General features: G+C 32.6%; 11 protein-coding genes. All 11 read left to right on the plus strand.

What is annotated here, in order from left to right; all coding sequences use genetic code 11:
* The first annotated feature begins 686 nt into the window (after positions 1-686).
* On the plus strand, positions 687-1916 hold the full coding sequence (locus MHB70_RS10555) for a helix-turn-helix domain-containing protein (RefSeq protein ID WP_001097927.1): 1230 nt from the start codon (positions 687-689) through the stop codon (positions 1914-1916).
* A 1508-nt stretch (positions 1917-3424) separates the two neighbouring features.
* A complete protein-coding gene (gene hblC, locus MHB70_RS10560) occupies positions 3425-4744 on the plus strand; it encodes a hemolytic enterotoxin HBL lytic component L2 (protein ID WP_002093759.1) in 1320 nt (439 codons plus the stop codon).
* Between the two features lie 61 nt (positions 4745-4805).
* Entirely contained in the window at positions 4806-6026 is a 1221-nt protein-coding gene (gene hblD, locus MHB70_RS10565; RefSeq protein WP_061529963.1) for a hemolytic enterotoxin HBL lytic component L1, read from the plus strand.
* Positions 6027-6062: 36 nt separating this feature from the next.
* Positions 6063-7190, plus strand: coding sequence for a hemolysin BL binding component B (hblA, locus tag MHB70_RS10570; protein WP_000977258.1), 1128 nt, complete (start codon positions 6063-6065; stop codon positions 7188-7190).
* Positions 7191-7515: 325 nt separating this feature from the next.
* Complete coding sequence (hblB, locus tag MHB70_RS10575) at positions 7516-8913, plus strand: hemolysin BL regulatory component HblB (protein WP_000730117.1); 1398 nt, start codon at positions 7516-7518, stop codon at positions 8911-8913.
* Between the two features lie 831 nt (positions 8914-9744).
* Positions 9745-11559: an acyltransferase family protein gene (locus MHB70_RS10580; protein ID WP_000165414.1), complete on the plus strand. Its 1815-nt coding sequence runs from the start codon at positions 9745-9747 to the stop codon at positions 11557-11559.
* A 476-nt stretch (positions 11560-12035) separates the two neighbouring features.
* Positions 12036-12443 (plus strand): hypothetical protein, encoded by a 408-nt coding sequence (locus MHB70_RS10585; protein WP_000866989.1) that lies wholly within the window; start codon positions 12036-12038, stop codon positions 12441-12443.
* A gap of 269 nt (positions 12444-12712) precedes the next feature.
* Positions 12713-15118, plus strand: a complete 2406-nt coding sequence (locus MHB70_RS10590) for a PAS domain S-box protein (RefSeq protein WP_000584266.1) — start codon at positions 12713-12715, stop codon at positions 15116-15118.
* Between the two features lie 266 nt (positions 15119-15384).
* A complete protein-coding gene (locus MHB70_RS10595; protein WP_061529964.1) occupies positions 15385-17601 on the plus strand; it encodes a binary toxin-like calcium binding domain-containing protein in 2217 nt (738 codons plus the stop codon).
* Positions 17602-17893: 292 nt separating this feature from the next.
* Positions 17894-18607 carry a response regulator transcription factor gene (locus MHB70_RS10600; RefSeq protein ID WP_000746049.1) on the plus strand — a complete coding sequence of 238 codons (714 nt, stop codon included), beginning with the start codon at positions 17894-17896 and terminating at the stop codon, positions 18605-18607.
* Positions 18604-19683, plus strand: coding sequence for a sensor histidine kinase (locus tag MHB70_RS10605; RefSeq protein WP_001239398.1), 1080 nt, complete (start codon positions 18604-18606; stop codon positions 19681-19683). Before MHB70_RS10600 ends, MHB70_RS10605 begins: the two co-directional genes overlap by 4 nt.
* Positions 19684-19703 lie beyond the last annotated feature (20 nt).

Consider the following 19703-nt stretch of genomic DNA (forward strand, 5'->3'; position numbering starts at 1 on the left):
ATATTCCATTCGTTTTTTATGTTTTCTTTTTTTATTTTTGTACTGATGATAAGATTCTTTTCTCAATTAGATCTTTAAATAACGTAGATCTATTTGGTGCTTGAATTTCTTCCAACGTGTACTTTCCGAAGCATAGTGGTTCATAAATAGTCTTATCATTGTCCTCTGTCGTTAATTTCCCGACTTTTTGTTATCTTTGTCTAAAATTTGAAACACAGTAGGTTTTCAGTTTTACATTTAAATTAGCATTATCTATTTTTGGAATTCAATTTGTACAAGTAATTGAATTGAAATTTTGATTGTTGGTTTTTGTGGTGGTACAGTATCTCTTGTTACTTTCGCTGTATTTTGAATCTTTTTTCCAGCTTGGTCCTCGCATGGAGTACCACTGTATTTTGTATGTTCTTCACTGTTTTCTCAAGTGTAATGATTAGATCTTGTAGAATTAAGAAATGACCTTCATTCATTTCATTTTCTTATCTACTCTGATATTTAGATGCTAATTACAATTAAATAATATATGATTTTCATAAAAAAGATATAGTAATATTTTGTCGTGAATTGTACTAATTTGATATTTTATAGTATTATTTGTCGTGAATTATACCTAGCAGAATATATATTATGAAACTATAAAAGGAACAATGAGGAAAATTATCAAATAATTTACTTAAAAGGAGAATGTAATGAATACTTCTATCGATATACAACACTTGTGTGATCTTGCACATAAAGCATTTAATGCCCCTGTACATATTTTATCTACAGACAAAAAAATTTTATATCATTCTACATCTGATGATGTTTATAGTCCTTTTTATTCTTCAAAAGAAGAACATCTTAGTGATATTTATCAAGAAAACGATCCCTTTAACTTACCACTTTTCAGATGTAACAGCTATCTTGAAAATTTTGTTCTAATACATATAGAAAATCATGATCACATTAAAGGGACTATTATTATCGGTCCCACTATACATCCAAAAGGTTCAGATGATATGACCATAAAACTTCAAAAAGAATTTAAATCAAGTGATAAAATTCAAGAAAGACTAGCCTATTATCAGTGTTTATCTGAGATTGAAAAAACTACATTAATTGATATGGGAATTTTATTACATTACATGATTTTCAATGAAAAGTTAGATGTGGGTATTGTTTTAGAAAAAAATAAAGTACTAGAGGAAGTTCCTAATAAAATTGTGAAACCTGATTTATATATTTTAAAACGCCGACAAAACAAACCTAAAACTCACAACATGGCATTAGTAAATGATTTCTTTTTGACTATCAAAGAAGGAAATAAAAAAAAGTTAATACAGTATATGTATGCAGTTTCACAAGAGGATGTTGAACTGATGTTAATAGAGGATCCGCTCAGGAACCAAAAAAACCTTGGAATTATTGCGATTACCTTAGCTACTCGATATGCGATAGAAGGGAACCTGCCACCAGATATTGCTTTTGCTCATAGTATTTTATATATACAAACTCTGGAACAATTAGATAACGTAGAATCTGCAAAGCGATTGTCAGGAGACGCTTTACGTACCTTTGCAGATCGTGTGAAAGAATTCAATGCACAAAAGTATTCATACGCGGTTACTACATGTATGAAACATATTAATAAAAATGTTTACGATGGAATAACTCTCAATGAACTTGCTAATCATTTGGAAATTACCCCTACTTATCTGTCTAAACTATTTAAAAAAGAAATGGGAATTACTTTAAGCGAATATATTCAAAGGGAACGAGTGGAAGAAGCAAAAAAATTATTAACTCTAACTACTTATTCGCTATCAGATATCTGTGCTTGGCTTAACTTTAATGACCAAAGTTATTTTACGAGGGTTTTCAAAAAAATTACTAGCATGACCCCTAGACAGTACCGTGAAAAATATACAATAATATAGGCTTGTTATCTGGTCTCAATGTAAAAACTTAAAAATAGGTGTAAGTAATCTCTAAAACTTGAAAATACTGAGCTTATTACTCTAGAAAAAGTGTGTGATTTGTTTAGATAAGGAACTTGTATTCAAATAGACGTATGATCAACCTGATATTATCTTGTTAGCGGAACAGTTTCAATTTTCAGGAGTTGGCAAAAATAATGGAGAAACGAAGCTTATCTATTTTTTAAATAATAATTAGGCGCTGGATTTATCAGTATAGTTCTGAATTAGACAAATGAGTCTGACGTCAGCTCAAACAAATAGCTTTTGAAGAGTCCATGAAACATATATCCAAGCAAAAGCACAATGGAAATGTTTATACCATATTGTTAACTTGAAACACTATTTTTCTAAAGAAAACAAAAAAACAGAAGGCTGCAAAGGATTTTTAAGAAAGCTTTGCAGCTATTTTATATTTTAAAATCTATGGTTATAACGATGGATAAGTTTATAGATTAATATCTCCATTTTAAATATTTATTAATGTTGATATTAGGGTATATTTCGTAAAAATTAATAATGTAACATATATCACATGATATATCTATGTTTTATGCAATTATAAATAACTAAATAAAGGTAAAAAAGTATAAAAAAACCTATTAAATTATTCTATAAGTATTTTTTCTAAAATATAATTTCTTGGTTAAGCTAAAATAGTTATTTTGTAACCTTATATATATTAATTTGTAATCATTACAATTACAGAGGTGAAATTTTTAATTAATTATATTTGTATAATATTTTTGGCTCGTGTTTTTACTTAACAGTTAAATTATTGAGTACAATCGACAAAATTTTGCTATTTACGCATTAAAAATTTAATGTTTTAATGAACAACATAACTGGTATGACCAGAGAGAAAGGAGAAGATGACGCTAATAGGAGTATAGCGAAGTTGTAAGTAACATTATGTCGAAAATAATTCTCTTAATAATCAGTTAATTAACGAGAGACCTAGAATCTCAAAATGATCAAGTTTGTAATAAAAGTGTTCTAAGTTTTTGCATAACAAAAGTGAATTTATTCCGCAATAAAAGTATAAGCAATGTACAGTATAAGTTCATCTTTTGTAGTCTTGTAAGGCTCTTGCTGACAAAACTAAGAGACATATTATGTAATTGATATTAAACAAGGTCAAAACAGGATTAACTGTCAGCATTGGTTTATCTATCCTCGCGGTTCTGTAAGTTAAACCGCAACTCTATGGGAGAATTAATATTTTACTACCCATTGGGTGTCTAATTCAAATATAGCTGATGAATTTTTATTGTTTATTTTTGAAAAATAGAGTATCTAAATGAGAGATGAGTAAAATTCTTACATCCTATTAGAAGTAAAAAATAAGGATAACACCCTATCTGAAAGACTTCTCTTTCCTCATCCGTGTACAAAGAGAGAGCCTAGTGCTAGGTCGTACAAGTTATATGAATCAATTTATAGAAAAAAATGGTAAAGGAGTGTACGGAATGAAGAATAAAATAATGACAGGATTTTTAATAACATCCATTGTAACTGGAGCGACTATTCCTATCAATACTCTCGCAACACCAATCGTTCAAGCAGAAACTCAACAGGAAAACATGGATATTTCTTCATCATTACGAAAATTAGGTGCGCAATCTAAATTAATCCAAACGTATATTGATCAATCTTTAATGAGTCCTAATGTACAGCTAGAGGAAGTCCCAGCTTTAAATACAAATCAATTCCTAATCAAACAAGATATGAAGGAATGGTCATCGGAACTCTATCCACAGTTAATTCTATTAAATTCAAAAAGCAAAGGATTTGTAACAAAATTTAATAGCTATTATCCGACATTAAAATCGTATGTAGACAATAAAGAAGATAGAGAAGGTTTTGTGGATAGACTTGAAGTACTTCAAGAAATGGCTATGACGAATCAAGAAAATGCGCAACGACAAATTAATGAGTTAACTGATCTTAAATTACAGCTTGATAAAAAATTAAAAGATTTCGATACTAATGTGGCAACTGCGCAAGGCATATTAGGTACAGATGGAACAGGAAAAATAGATCAGTTAAAAAATGAAATATTAAATACCAAAAAAGCAATTCAAAATGATTTACAACAAATTGCATTAATACCAGGAGCTTTAAATGAGCAGGGATTTGCTATATTCAAAGAAATTTATAGTCTTTCAAAAGAAATTATTGAACCGGCTGCTCAAGCAGGGATGGCAGCGTATAACAAAGGAAAAGAAATTAACAACTCTATTCTAGAAGCTGAGAAAAAAGCAGCGCAAGAAGCGACAGAGCAAGGTAAAACAGCTCTAGAAATTGAATCGGCAAAAAAAGCAGCTCGTGAAGCAATTGAGAAAAGCAAACAAGGTGAAATAGCTGCAGCTGCAGCTGCAAAAACGCAAGAATATGACCTGATGAAAGCCATTGATACTGAAAAGATTAAGAAAACATTTGGTGTCTTCGCAGAAGTAAATAAACTAACAGCAGAGCAGCGATCATATTTAGATGACTTAGAGAAACAAAACCAAAAAATATATGATTTAACAACGAAACTATCAATAGCAGATTTGCAAAAATCAATGCTTCTTCTTTCACAAAATGATTTGCATACGTTTGCAAATCAAGTAGATGTAGAACTTGACCTACTAAAGCGCTATAAAGAAGATTTGGATCTAATAAAAAATAATATTACAAAATTATCTACTAATGTTGATGCAACTAACGAGCAGTCTCAAAAAGATACATTAAGACAATTAAAAAATGTAATAAGTTACCTTGAAGAACAGGTATATAAATTTTGATATTACGTTTTTGGAAAAACTATGAAAATTCTAGGAATCTAGCGAAAAAAGGAGAAAAGTGATGAAAAAATTCCCATTCAAAGTGCTAACTTTAGCCACTCTGGCAACGGTTATAACTGCTACTACTGGTAACACTATTCATGCATTTGCACAAGAAACGACCGCTCAAGAACAAAAAGTAGGCAATTATGTTTTAGGTCCTGAGGGACTGAAGAAAGCATTGGCTGAAACAGGGTCTCATATTCTTGTAATGGATTTGTACGCAAAAACAATGATTAAGCAACCGAATGTAAATTTATCTAATATCGATTTAGGATCAGAAGGAGGAGAGTTGCTCAAAAATATTCACCTTAATCAAGAACTGTCACGAATCAATGCGAATTATTGGTTAGATACAGCGAAGCAACAGATTCAAAAAACAGCTCGTAATATTGTAAATTACGATGAACAATTTCAAAATTATTACGACACATTAGTAGATACTGTACAAAAGAAAGATAAGGCAGGTCTAAAAGAGGGCATAAATGATTTAATTACAACAATTAATACAAATTCAAAAGAGGTAACAGATGTAATTAAGATGCTACAAGACTTCAAAGGGAAACTATATCAAAATTCTACAGATTTTAAAAATAATGTTGGTGGTCCAGATGGGAAAGGTGGATTAACTGCAATATTAGCAGGTCAACAAGCAACGATTCCACAACTTCAAGCTGAAATTGAGCAACTTCGTTCTACTCAGAAAAAACATTTTGATGATGTATTAGCATGGTCAATTGGTGGTGGATTGGGAGCAGCTATTTTAGTTATTGCAGCTATTGGAGGAGCAGTTGTAATTGTTGTAACTGGTGGTACAGCAACACCGGCTGTTGTTGGTGGACTTTCAGCTCTTGGAGCAGCTGGTATCGGTCTAGGAACTGCGGCTGGTGTCACGGCATCTAAGCATATGGACTCCTATAACGAAATTTCTAACAAAATCGGGGAATTAAGTATGAAAGCAGATCGTGCTAATCAAGCAGTTCTTTCGCTTACTAACGCGAAAGAAACATTGGCATATCTATACCAGACTGTAGATCAAGCGATATTGTCTCTAACAAATATTCAAAAGCAATGGAATACAATGGGCGCAAATTATACAGATTTACTGGATAATATCGATTCTATGCAAGACCACAAATTCTCTTTAATACCGGATGATTTAAAAGCTGCTAAAGAAAGTTGGAATGATATTCATAAAGATGCAGAATTCATTTCAAAAGACATCGCTTTTAAACAGGAATAGAACTGAAAATGAAAACTTATATTGGAGGAATATAAAATGATGAAAAATATCCCGTACAAACTAATCGTCGCATCGGCTCTTTTAACTATGACAGCAACTTCTGTAGTCTCACCAGTAGCAACTTTTGCAAGTGAAATTGAACAAACGAACAATGGAGATACGGCTCTTTCTGCAAATGAAGCGAGAATGAAAGAGACCTTGCAAAAGGCTGGATTATTTGCAAAATCTATGAATGCCTATTCTTATATGCTAATTAAGAATCCTGATGTAAATTTTGAAGGAATTACTATTAATGGATATGTAGATTTACCTGGTAGAATCGTACAAGATCAAAAGAATGCAAGAGCACATGCTGTTACTTGGGACACGAAAGTAAAAAAACAGCTTTTAGATACATTGACTGGTATTGTTGAATATGATACAACGTTCGACAATTATTATGAAACATTGGTTGAGGCGATTAATACAGGGGATGGAGAAACTTTAAAAGAAGGAATTACAGATTTACGAGGTGAAATTCAACAAAACCAAAAGTACGCACAACAATTAATAGAAGAATTAACTAAATTAAGAGACTCTATTGGACAAGATGTTAGAGCATTTGGAGGCAATAAAGATCTTTTGCAGTCGATTCTAAAAAACCAAGGTGCAGATGTTGATGCAGATCAAAAGCGTCTAGAAGAAGTATTAGGATCAGTAAACTATTATAAACAATTAGAATCTGATGGGTTTAATGTAATGAAGGGTGCTATTTTGGGTCTACCAATAATTGGCGGTATTATAGTGGGAGTAGCAAGAGACAACTTAGGTAAGTTAGAGCCTTTATTAGCAGAATTACGTCAGACCGTGGATTATAAAGTAACATTAAATCGTGTAGTTGGAGTTGCTTATAGTAATATTAATGAAATGCACAAGGCACTTGATGATGCTATTAACGCTCTTACTTATATGTCAACGCAGTGGCATGATTTAGATTCTCAATATTCGGGCGTTCTAGGCCATATTGAGAATGCAGCTCAAAAAGCGGATCAAAATAAATTTAAATTCTTAAAACCTAATTTAAATGCAGCGAAAGATAGTTGGAAAACATTACGAACAGATGCTGTTACATTAAAAGAGGGGATAAAGGAATTAAAAGTGGAAACTGTTACTCCACAAAAATAGGGAAATATTTATTCTGTTGCAAAGTGACCCATAACATAGAGAGTCTATGATTACACTGATAAACAGTAAAGCGGTAATTAATAAATCCTTATATATTAAAAAGGCGGAGTCTCATTAAAGACTTCGCCTTTCACTTATATATAAGTTGTATCCAAATAAAAAGATAGCCATGTAGTTTACTTGTTTTTAAAAATTTGTAACAGAATCGATCAATAGGAGACAGGTTATATAGATTTGCTTAATAATATCGAATCTATGCAACAACATCTTCTTTTAATAAGAATAGGACTTGAAATCATACTCTATACAGGAGGAATAAGAAAAGATGAAAAAAAAACCTTATAAAATACTGGCTGTATCAGCATTTTTAATTATGACAACTACCTATGCACTCACACCAATAGCAACCTTTGCAATTGAAACTGAACAAACGAACACTGGAGATATGTCTCTTTCAGCAAATGAAGAAAAGATGAAAAAAACTGTACAAGATGCTGGGTTATTTGCAAAGGCTATGAATGAATATTCTTATTTGCTAATTAATAATCCGGATGTGAGTTTTGAAGGGATTTCTATTAATGGGTATGCAGATTTACCTAGTAAAATTGTACAGGATCAAAAGAATGCAAGAGCACATGCTGTTACATGGAATACAAAAGTAAAAAAACAGCTTTTAGATACATTGACCGGCATTATTGAATACGATACAAAGTTTGAAAATTATTATGAAACATTAGTAGAGGCGATCAATAATGGAAATGGGGATACTTTAAAAAAGGGGATTACAGATTTAAGGGTGGGGATTCAACGAAACCAAAAGTCCGCAAAAGCGTTAATAGAAGAATTAACTAAATTTAAAAACGCTATTGGAGAAGATGTTAGAGTATTTGGAAGCCATAAAGAGACCTTGCAATCGATTTTAAAAAACCAAGGAGCTGATGTAGAGACTGATCAAAAGCGTTTAGATGAAGTTTTAGGACAAGTAAACTATTATAAGAAATTAGAATCTGATGGGTTAATAATGGTGAAAGTCCCTTTTATCCCCACGCTTATTTCTGGTGGCATAATGATAGGTACTGCTAGAGATAATTTAGGTCGATTAGAGCCTGCTTTAGCAGAATTACGTAAAACTGTAGATTATAAAATTACATTAAATCGTGTAGTCGGAGTTGCATTTCATAATATTAGTGATATGCATAGTACGATTGATAGTGCTATTACTGCTCTTACTTATATGTCCACACAATGGGATGATTTAGACTCTCAATATTCGGGCGTAATGGGGCATATTGATAAAGTTGATGAAAAAGCTGATCAAAATAGATATAAATTTTTAAAGCCTAACTTGAATTCAGCTAAAGACAGTTGGAAAACATTAAGAGCAGATGTTGTCACATTACTAGAAGGTATAAAAATTGCAGAGAAGAAAGAACAAGATTTTATGAATCTACTTCGTCCATCAAACGTTTTTTACTTTTATAAAAAAATCCATAACGCATATACTTTTGAAATAAAGACTGGAACAAATGCACCAAATGCGTCTTATAAAGTTATGAATTTAACTAAAAACACTGTTCATCATATGTGGAGTGGAGGTGCTAATACAAGCATGTGGGCTGACTGGCTTTCATTCAATCCAAATGATGAATTTGCGGTGGTAGCAGTAGTGGATGGAAAAGAATATGTTGTATATAAAGACAAAGTAGAAAATATAATGAACTGAACCCGAAAAAATGTATTAATTGGAGATGGTACACTAAACTAGACACCAAGTTAATTGAAAAATTGACCGGCATATGGCTCCTTATTTCCTAGAACCCCTAGCTAAAGCAAAGGAATTCGTACATAGATTAGTTGACATTTATGTAGGTTTCATCCATTTTCAAAGATAGTTTTTCTTTTTTGTTTTATTTTTCAAAAATCACGAATGAAATTTCCGCATTTACGAACTCAGCACATAATGGTTGTTAGATGAATTGACATACCACGTCCCTTTAGAATTTCAGGCATATTATGATAACTTAAAGAAAAAAATAATAGTAGCAAATGGCTACTATTATTTTTCTTTAAAATATCACATCTATCATGTTCCTTATTTGCTTTCCCAGAATTTATTCTAGTTAAAAAAACCTTGCACCAGAACACATATTGTTCTGATGCAAGGTTCGCTGCAATATAAAATACACGACAGTAAGGGCAAGACATAAAATGTGATTTCAAATGAAACATATGTATATGTGAAGTAAGGTAAAAGAGGGGCTGCTCATAACCAGTAGCCCTTCTTTATAACGTTATTTTGCAGGGGAATGTTCAAATATACGTTATATATCATATTCCTCTTTTTCGGAAGAGCAACAAGAACATCTAGCTTAAAAATTTTCACAACAGAGCCAGATAACGTGTTAAAGTATTAATTACTGTGCATGTAAAGATAAAAAAAAGAGCCTTACAAAAAGATGTTTGTAATAGTTTAGCTTATACGATTTTAGGGGATTAATAGTACTTTGTGCCGTTATTATTAACCTAATTTCCAAGAAAAAGAGGTGAATGTAGGATGACTAAACCTTTTAAAAAAAATAGTCGTTATATGGTTGGATTGGACAGTCTAAGGGGCCTAGCTATACTAGGTGTTATTTTGTATCATATTAATTTTAATTGGATGCCTGGAGGATTTTTAGGAGTTACTGTATTTTTTGTACTTTCAGGTTATTTAATTACAGATATTCTAGCCATAGAGTGGAAGAGAAATAAGAGAATTGATTTAAAAAAATTCTGGCTTAGTAGGGCAAGGAGATTGCTTCCAGGAATGCTTGTTATGCTCGTTATAACGTTGGCATGGATTACAGTTTTTCATAGCTCTTTACTTGAAAAAATGCGCGGAGATTCATTAGCGGCATTATTTTATGTTAGTAACTGGTGGTATATTTATCATAAATTATCGTACTTTGATAATTTTAACCAGCTTTCTCCATTGAATCATTTTTGGTCGTTAGCAGTTGAGGAACAATTCTACGTTGTTTGGCCGTTTATCATTAGTTTAGGGCTTTACTACATAAAAAAACAATCCCGTATGATTTTATTAATTTGTCTGGGAGCCGTTGCTTCAGCTTTAGCGATGGCAATTTTGTATGAACCTGGAGCTGATCCGAGCAGAATATATTATGGTACAGATACGAGGGCCTTTTCCTTACTTATCGGAGCGGTACTTGCCTTAGTTTGGCCAAGCAATAGACTTGCAAATAAAATTATCCCAAAGGCGCGTTTCATTCTTGATGTAGTGGGGGGCATTGCCCTTATTATTATTTTGGTTATGTTTTGGAAGACCAATCAATATGATCCATTTCTATACAAGGGAGGAATGGTTCTCTTATCAATTGCAACAGCATTGTTAGTCGCAAATCTAGCTCATCCAGCTAGTCGTATTGCTCAATTTTTACGATTTAGACCTTTACGTTGGATAGGGATAAGATCGTATGGCATATACCTCTGGCATTATCCAATTCTTACATTGACGACTCCAAAGGTAAATGCTGGGGATTTTTCATTAATAAGAGCAATCCTTCAATTTCTTTTGATTATATTGATTGCGCAAATTTCATGGAAGTTTATTGAAAAACCAATCCGACAAGGTGCGCTCCGGAACATTCAGTTTAAGAATTTAAGAATTCAAAATGTCACTTTAGGTGTTAAGTTAGCTTTAATTTGTACATTATTCGTTTCGTCGATAGCGGTCGTAGGGTTATCAAAAGCTAGTAAGGCTAAGGAGAACTCTCAACAAGATAAGGTAAAAGCAGCACAAACACAACCGGCGCCACATCCAGTTGCAGTTTGGGAAAATCCAAATCAAGAGACGCCTCAAAAACAAGGGGAATCAAGAGAAGTAAATTCTGCGCAACCTAAAAATTCACTCACAGTTACTGCGATAGGCGATTCCGTTATGATTGATATTACTCCGTATTTAAAAAATACTTTTCCTGATATTAGGATTGATGCCCAAATTGGTCGCCAGCTGTCAAAAGCGATTCCGGTAGTTGAACAGTTAAAATATGAAGGTAATTTAGGAAATTATGTCATTATTGGATTAGGTACAAATGGAGCCTTTACTACTGAACAACTTGTTTCATTAATAAAAGTAATTGGAAACGAACGTAAAATCATATTTATTAATACGAGAGTACCACGTCCGTGGGAATCAATCGTGAATGAGAGACTGAAAGTAACGGTATCTGAATATCCGAATGTAACTCTAGTTGATTGGTATGCAGCAAGTGCTGGAAAGAAAGACTACTTTGCACCTGACGGTGTGCATTTAACCAAAGTAGGTGCAGAAGCATACGCAGCACTTGTAGCCAAAGCGGTGAAGCAATAATTAAATATGTTTTATTAACTTCTGTTGGGTAAGGAAATGGTTCTGAGTATGAGGTGCCACTCTGAGGTTTAATTACAATTCAAAAAAGAATATTATTCATGTTCTTCTAATCTAAGATTTAGAGTGGCCTGACTCACTTCTGTAATTTGACATGAAATATATGCAAACCTGAAAAAAAGAAAAGGAACTAGAAGAGGCAACAAAGAATACAAAATATGAAGTTGAAATATTAGGAAGAGACTCCGCAGGTAGAAGCACTGCAAATACATTAAAAGAACGACTTGCAATGAAAAAAATTAATTCAAATCCACAAAGAATAGTTCTAACGAGAATACCAATGACAGATTCTTGTTGACCCAAAGAAGGTGGCTAGGAATGGAACTCTTGTAGCAATTCATTATTTTAAAAATAATAGAACAGGCGAATTTAATGATTTTAAATTTAAAAATTAATTTTTTGTTGATAGGAGCTTGTATGTGAAGGTAATGTGTATAAAAAATTCAGGAGATACATTTTCAGAGGTTTTATTAGATCAAGGATATAATCGAGACTCTATTATAAATTTAGAAACCGATAAGGAATATGTGGTTTATGGTATTAGTTCATTGAATGGAGCATTAGACTATCTAATCTTGGGTGAAAATGAAAACTTGCCTTCATGGTACCCAGCAGAATTGTTTGAAGTATCGAACCCTTTACAACCTTTAGAATGGTATTTTGCGGATCATAAACATAGTAAAGCGACAACGATACAATATATATGGGGTTATAAAGAATTAGCTTTAAATGATAGACATGCTCTTGGTTTAATAGAAAGGGAGAATAAAGATATTGCAATATTTTTAAAGCGAAAAGCCGAAATTGAGGAATTAGAAGAATCGTAATAGTGAAGGAATTGATTAATTTATAAAAAACGTAGGAATTAAATATTCCTACGTTTTTTTGTACATAACATTTAAATAAACACCTTATTTTTGGGGATTTACAGGTTCAAATGGAAGATGCCCTGATTTTCGATTTGAATCAATATGATACTATTTACATGTATTGTCATGTACGGAATTATATTTTTTTGCACCTGAACTGTGTATATTATTTGTAGGATTTTCTGTTTTTATGTCGAATATATCTTTAATGCAGGGAGGGACATTACATGATTATTAAAGACTATTTCATCAATCTTTCTATTTTTTCTTTATTAGTTAGCGCAGCGATATTTATTCAAGTGTTTTTGATTCATTCCAGGCGATATTTCGAAAAATTCTATGGAGGGATTATTGCAGTTACTTTGATGCTCTTTTCTTTTCCATACATGGGATTTTCCTACGATCTTCGAGTTGTTCCTCTTATTCTATCTTTTATTTACTTTGGTCGCATTGCTGGTTGGATTACACTAATTAGCATAATTATAATGCGTATCTTTTTCATTGGTGGGTATTGGGAGCCACCTGTGATTGCATATTTAAGTATGAGTGTTCTATTTTTTACTTTTAAAACATATTTTAAAAACCTTCATCCTTTTAAAAGTGCATCTTTATATTTTTCTATTTTTGTCGGAATAAAGTGGTTAGTTGGTGTATTATTTAATACTACATTACTTTACACAGGAGGCTTATTATATATAGCGTTAGGACTTTTAATTGGGCTATTTCTTATGGAAGCCTACCAGAGATTGTATTATTTAACACAGGACTTATCTAAAATGAACCGGGAATTAAAAAAATCCAAGCAAGAACTTACAGATACCGTACATGAGCTTCAAGGAGGGATTTTTAAATTTAAAAAAGTGGGTAAGCACTTTATACACACTTTATGTGATGGACAGTTTTATTATCAAAAAGGATTTTACTCTGAACAGGTGGTAGGGAAAAGCTTACGGACTATTGATGCCTCTATTGTTCCACCACATTTAGTTTCACAATTGATGAAGTATTATCTTCAGGCATGGGAAGGGAAAGAAATTATATTCGAATTACCCTGGCCAGATGATAAAACAATTATTCTTATTGCACTTAGGCCGATTAAACGAAATGGACAAGTTATTGAAGTTGTTGGTTCTACAGTCGATATAACCGAAAGGAAAAAGGTAGAATCAGAATTAAGAGCTACCAAAGAATTACTAGAATCATTTATAAAGCATAATGTAGATGCTATTACCATATCTGATCGAGAAGGGCATATTTTACAAGCAAATAAAGCTTATGAAAAGATATTTGGATGGTCATTAGAAGAAATCATAGGTAAGAGATTACCTTGTGTACCAGATTTCTTAATGGAAGAATCACTCGAAAATATTCAGAAAATTCTAACGGGAGAATCCGTAGTTACTAGATTAGAAACTGTTAGACGACGTAACGATGGAAGTCTTCTTGATGTCAGTCTGACAGTTTCTCCTATATTAGACGTAAGAGGAAATGTGATAGCTTTATCTGCAATATGTAGAGACATCTCTGAAAGAAAACAAGCAGAAAGAGAGCGACATCAATTACATCAACAATTAAAAGATAGTGAAATGAAGTACCGTGCACTAATCGAACAAGCAACTGATGCAGTATATGTAGTAGAGCTGAATGAAAATTATGTTCCCAGTCGATTCATTGAGGTAAACCCTGTTGGTTGTAAAAGATTTGGATATAGTAGAGAAGAGCTGCTCTCGTTACCATTTCCAAATGTAGTACCACAAGATTCTAAAATGATTGTAAGGTTGTTAGAAAAAATTAGAGAGGGAGAAACTTCCTTCACTTTACAAGATGAATATGCTTTTCCAACAGGAAAAATAATAACAACTGAGTTTAGTGTCCGTGTTTTTAACTTAAATGGTAAAAAGGTTTTCCTGAGTATTTCTCGTGATATCACTGAACGGCTAAAAACAGAAGAATTACTACGGAAATCTGAAAAACTTGCTGTCGTAGGACAATTAGCGACTGCAATGGCTCATGAAATTAATAATCCATTAACCGCAATGAAAGGGTTTATGCAATTACTAAAATCAACGGAAACTGAGAATAATCAGGGGTATATAAATATAGTATCATCAGAGATTGAGCGTATAGAAAGTATTACTAATGAATTTATGGCGGTAGCCAAACCACAGGTGGTAAAGATACAACCTAATGATATTAGTGTGCTAATGGATCAAGTTTTAATGCTACTGCAACCTCAAGCAATGATGAATAATATAAAAATTAGAATTGATTTTACACCCGGTATTCCATTGATTCCATGTGAAGGAAATCAATTAAAACAAGTATTTGTTAATATTATAAAAAATGCAATTGAATCCATGCCAACAGGAGGAGAAATTTTGATTCAATTTGATAAACTTGATAATAATCAAATAAGGATTCGCTTTATCGATCAAGGATGTGGGATTCCAAAAGAACGTATACCATACTTAGGAGAACCTTTTTACAGTATTAAGGAAGAGGGAATCGGCTTAGGATTAATGGTATGTTATAAAATTATTGAAACACACCAGGGGAAGGTATTTATTGAGAGTGAAGTGAATAAGGGAACTATAGTTGAAGTCACTCTTCCAATTTGCACGCTTCAAAATTAAAACATTCTTTTACTGAAATTTTATAAATTAGTAAGCAGTTAGCTTTGGCTAGCTGTTTTTTTGTATATATTGTAATCGATTCTTCATATTACGGCTTTTTAATGTTTCATATATAGATTTTAAAAACTCTGTAAGTGTTTTGTAACATTTACGAGAGACTTTTTTAACAGTTATGAGAGAGAAAAGAAAGATTTGTTATATATGATGAAATTAATCTTACTAGTAGGTGTTCTAATTGACCTAGAAACCAAGGAGGAAAAATAACAATGAAACAATTGAAGCCAGCAATTAGTGTATTAGGTAGTGTATCGATGGCACTGACTTTAGCATCTCCTGCTTTAGCAGATGTAAAACAACCGAATCCAGGAGGTACAGTTGAAATATTCAAAGAGAATGTAAATGTAAAAAAAGAAGATAAGAATTTCACGCTCGGATCTGATGGGGAAATAGGTTCACTCATTACACAAAACATTGAAATGGCAAACAACGATTGGGATAAAGATGGTATTTCTAACGACTTAGAGATGAATGGATATAAAATTGAATTCAATTCACAAACTGGAAAAAATGAAGCGAAAGCATGGGATCCCGAGAAGGATAAAGGGAAACCAAAATTTATATCGAATCCTATGAATGCAAATACGGATGGTGATCCTTTTACTGATATGTATGAGGTTGAGAATTATAACAAAGATTCTGATACTAATTTCAATCCGATAGTTGCCAACATGCCGAATTTGCAAATTGGTGTCAAACGAATTGAAGTAATTCCTATTGCGACCATTACGGATAATAATGGCGGATCAGTCAGCAGAGGATGGGAAAAAAGTGTATCTACACAACATTCATTTAATGTAGGTTTAAGTGGTTCAGGTGGTGTAGAAGGCTCAGCAGCCGGTCCTGTTCCTTCCGGAAGTGTTTCAGCAAATGTGGGATACGGATATTCAAAAACAACTACGGAAACGGAGAGTTATACAAATAATTTTGATTGGTCTACTGCAACAACTGTGGATACAGCGAACGCAGCAAAATTACGGGTACATTTGGAATATAAGAATGTAGGAACAGCATCCGCTGAAAATGTTTCGCCTCATTTTAATATTCGTTTAGGAAACAAAATTATTAATACTGTAAAGGCAACACAAGATCGTTATAAAGCAAACTATTTAAGTACAGAAAAAGGTGGACGGAATAAAACAGAAGTAGTAATTGACAGTTTAGAAGGACAAGCAGATGCGAATATTGTCTTATCTTTGGATGAATTGAAAGCTGTTGAACAAGGGGAACTTCTTTCGATTGAAGTTTTACCTACAAGTACAATGGATTTATCTATTGAAAAAGGTGAAGAAATTATGCATTTGGGGGATTCAGGGAGATATGAGTCTAGAGTAAATGCAGCTACTGAACAATTAGAAACAGATATAGGAAATATACCAAAGTTTAGGGTATATACTCCTAAAGACAAATCCCTTGCTGATACGCCAGTTTTATCCTATAACGAAGTTTTTCAACATGTAAATATAGATACGAAAAAAGTAAATCATATTGTAAACAAGGCTAAAAGTACTAATAACGTATCAGTAGTTTCAGCTAATAATGGAACTGATGCATTGAACGATTTAAAAGCGGGACAGGGAAATCGCGGTTATTTACATAAAGACTCTGTACACGGTGCTTTTGCAAAACTACAGCAACCAACATTAGTAGAAGGTAGTTTTGATTCTGTGACGCAAAAGATTAGGGCAACAATTTTACCTGGTTTATTTGGTGTGAGTAAAGAGATTCCTACTACTTATAGTAAGAAATGGAATGCTCCGTCACAAACAGTAACACTAGTTAAACGTGAGAATGGATTTACATATGAGTCTAGAGAAAATATACACCCTATTAAATCTGAAATTGCTTCGCACAGAAAAGTTACATTTGAAATCAATGACGCACACAATCTAACCCCTACACAAAAGATTGATACTGAAATTAAAGCTAATAAAGAATTTGAAGATTATGTAGTAGATAATTCAGGTGAATTTGTTACAGAAGGGGTTCCTTATACCGTAGCTTCATATGGAAATACAGCTTATTGGGGAAGTCATCATGCCGGGAATAAATGGGAGTATCTTTGGGCTGAAAAATCTAGCGATGAAAAAGTGAATGTAATTATTGAAAGAGTAGGTCAACCTAAACCTGGAAAACCAATTAAAAAGGATGAAGAGGTATTAATTAAATTTCGAAATCCTATTTATTCAGATTATGCATATTTAAAACTTCAAGATAGTTATATCCATTTAGATCAAAAACAGAATGCAAGTACTTTTAAATTTAATCATGCATATCCAAAGAATTTCACTGGATACCATAAGCAATGGAACATACTATCTAATGGTAACAAGTTAAAGGTAGGATATTTAATCGATTATATGAAATATGGTAATGGAGAGAATGGGACTGATACTATAGCATGGAATCTATCAAGAGTTCAGTAATCGGTAACAGTTCTGTTGCTAAGTTTGAAAAGAGAACCGGAAATGAATTGAATCCGTAAAGTTAGATACAATAATTTAGGTTACTAATAAGGAATGAGTTCGATGTTGAATCGGACTCATTCCTTTTAATTTATATAATTTAGTAACTACTATTTTAAATACTTATCTAGTCATATAAGTAATCAAATGTTAAGATTACTATCTGTATTACAAAATTTATTTTCTGAATTTTCATTGGATAATAGAAACAATAAATTTTGCATTATTGGTGAAAAAGAAGTGAGGATAGTATATGAAGAAAAGAATTTTAATCGTAGAAGATGAAGAAAATATTCGAGAAGTATGCAAACGGTATTTAGAAAGAGAAGAATATGAAGTTTATACCGCTGTAAATGGTAAAGAAGGTTGGGATTTATTTCTTACACATCAACCAGATTTAATTATATTAGATTTGATGATGCCAAAAAAAGATGGATGGGAATTATGCGAGGAAATTCGTCAACAGTCAAATGTCCCTATTATTATGTTAACTGCTAAGGGAGAGGAAAGGGATCGAATTTTAGGCTTAACAATGGGGGCAGATGATTATTTAACAAAGCCATTTTCCCCTCGTGAATTAGTATTAAGGGTTCAAATTATACTAAGAAGAGGAAGCCATGTACCAATACAAGCGAAAGAATCTCTATTGGAAGTGATAGAGTTTCCAGATTTAAAAATATATCCAAAGACAAGATATGTACTTGTTTGTGATAAGGAAGTGGAGTTAACGGTGAAAGAGTTTGAGGTACTTTATCTCATGGCAAAGCATCCAAAACAAGTATTTTCTCGCTCGCAGCTTCTTGAATTAATTTGGGATTTTGGACATGAAGGAGCATCAAACACAGTTACCGTGTTAGTGAGTCGTTTACGTGAAAAGCTCGAAAAGCATACGATAAAGAATCGTTGGATTCATACGGTTTGGGGTATAGGATATCGCTTTGAGCCAAATGGAGGAAATGAAACATGAGATTACGTATTCAATTGTTACTCATGAATCTATTAAGTACTAGTATTATGGTAATTGCTATATGGTATAGTGAGACGAAAATGTTACTTGAACCGGAACAAACGCGGTTATTAACAGTAATTGCATTTGTGGCATTCATTATTTCAACGTTTATTTATTGGTTAATGACACGTCCTATCATGAAATCTATACAAAATTTAATAAAATTGACGAAACAATTTAGTGATAGACACTTTGAAACGATGTATATAATTGGGCAAGAACCACGTGAGTTTAAAGAATTGGCAACAGCTTTTCAACAGATGGCAAAAAAATTAGAAGAAGGGTTTACTAAGTTAGAGGAACAGGAAAACTCTCGTAAGGAGCTAATTACCAATATCTCACACGACTTACGAACACCTATGGCGAGCATGCAAATGATGATAGAAGCATTACAAGATAACCTGATTGAAGATCCTGAAATAAAAAAGCAATACTTGGCAACGGTTTTAAAAGAAATAGAAAGATTAAATGGATTAATTAACGACTTATTTGATCTTTCAAAGTTAGAGTTTGAGCAAGTAGATTTTCACCCAAGTTTCACACATTTAGATAAAGTTCTATTAGATGTATTAGAGTCACATTCTGTCTTATTAGGAGACAAACAAATCCATGTGCAATTGGATGTCCCTGATACATTACCTCGACTTTTGATTATGCCTTGCAAAATTGAAAGGGTCATAGGTAATTTATTACATAATGCAATTCGATATTCTCCTATCTCTGGAACAATTGAATTGACTGTAGTGGAAAATAAATCAACTCAACAGGTCCAATTCACTATGCGGGATGAAGGAATGGGAATTTCTCCAAATGATCAATTACGTGTATTTGAACGTTTTTTTAGAACAGATCGATCAAGAAGTTCACAATCTGGAGGTTCCGGACTTGGATTAGCTATTGCAAAATCATTAATTGAAATGCACAAAGGGGAAATTGGTGTAAGGAATCGCGCAGATGGTAAGCAGGGAAGTGAATTTTGGTTCACTCTTCCCATCACATCAGTAAAAAATAAGATGGCTGAAAGACTTTTGTAACATTTACGTTAGAAAAATGA

Origin of the sequence: Bacillus sp. FSL M7-1020 (genome assembly GCF_038050415.1) — a bacterium.
Classification (GTDB): Bacteria; Bacillota; Bacilli; order Bacillales; family Bacillaceae_G; genus Bacillus_A; species Bacillus_A toyonensis.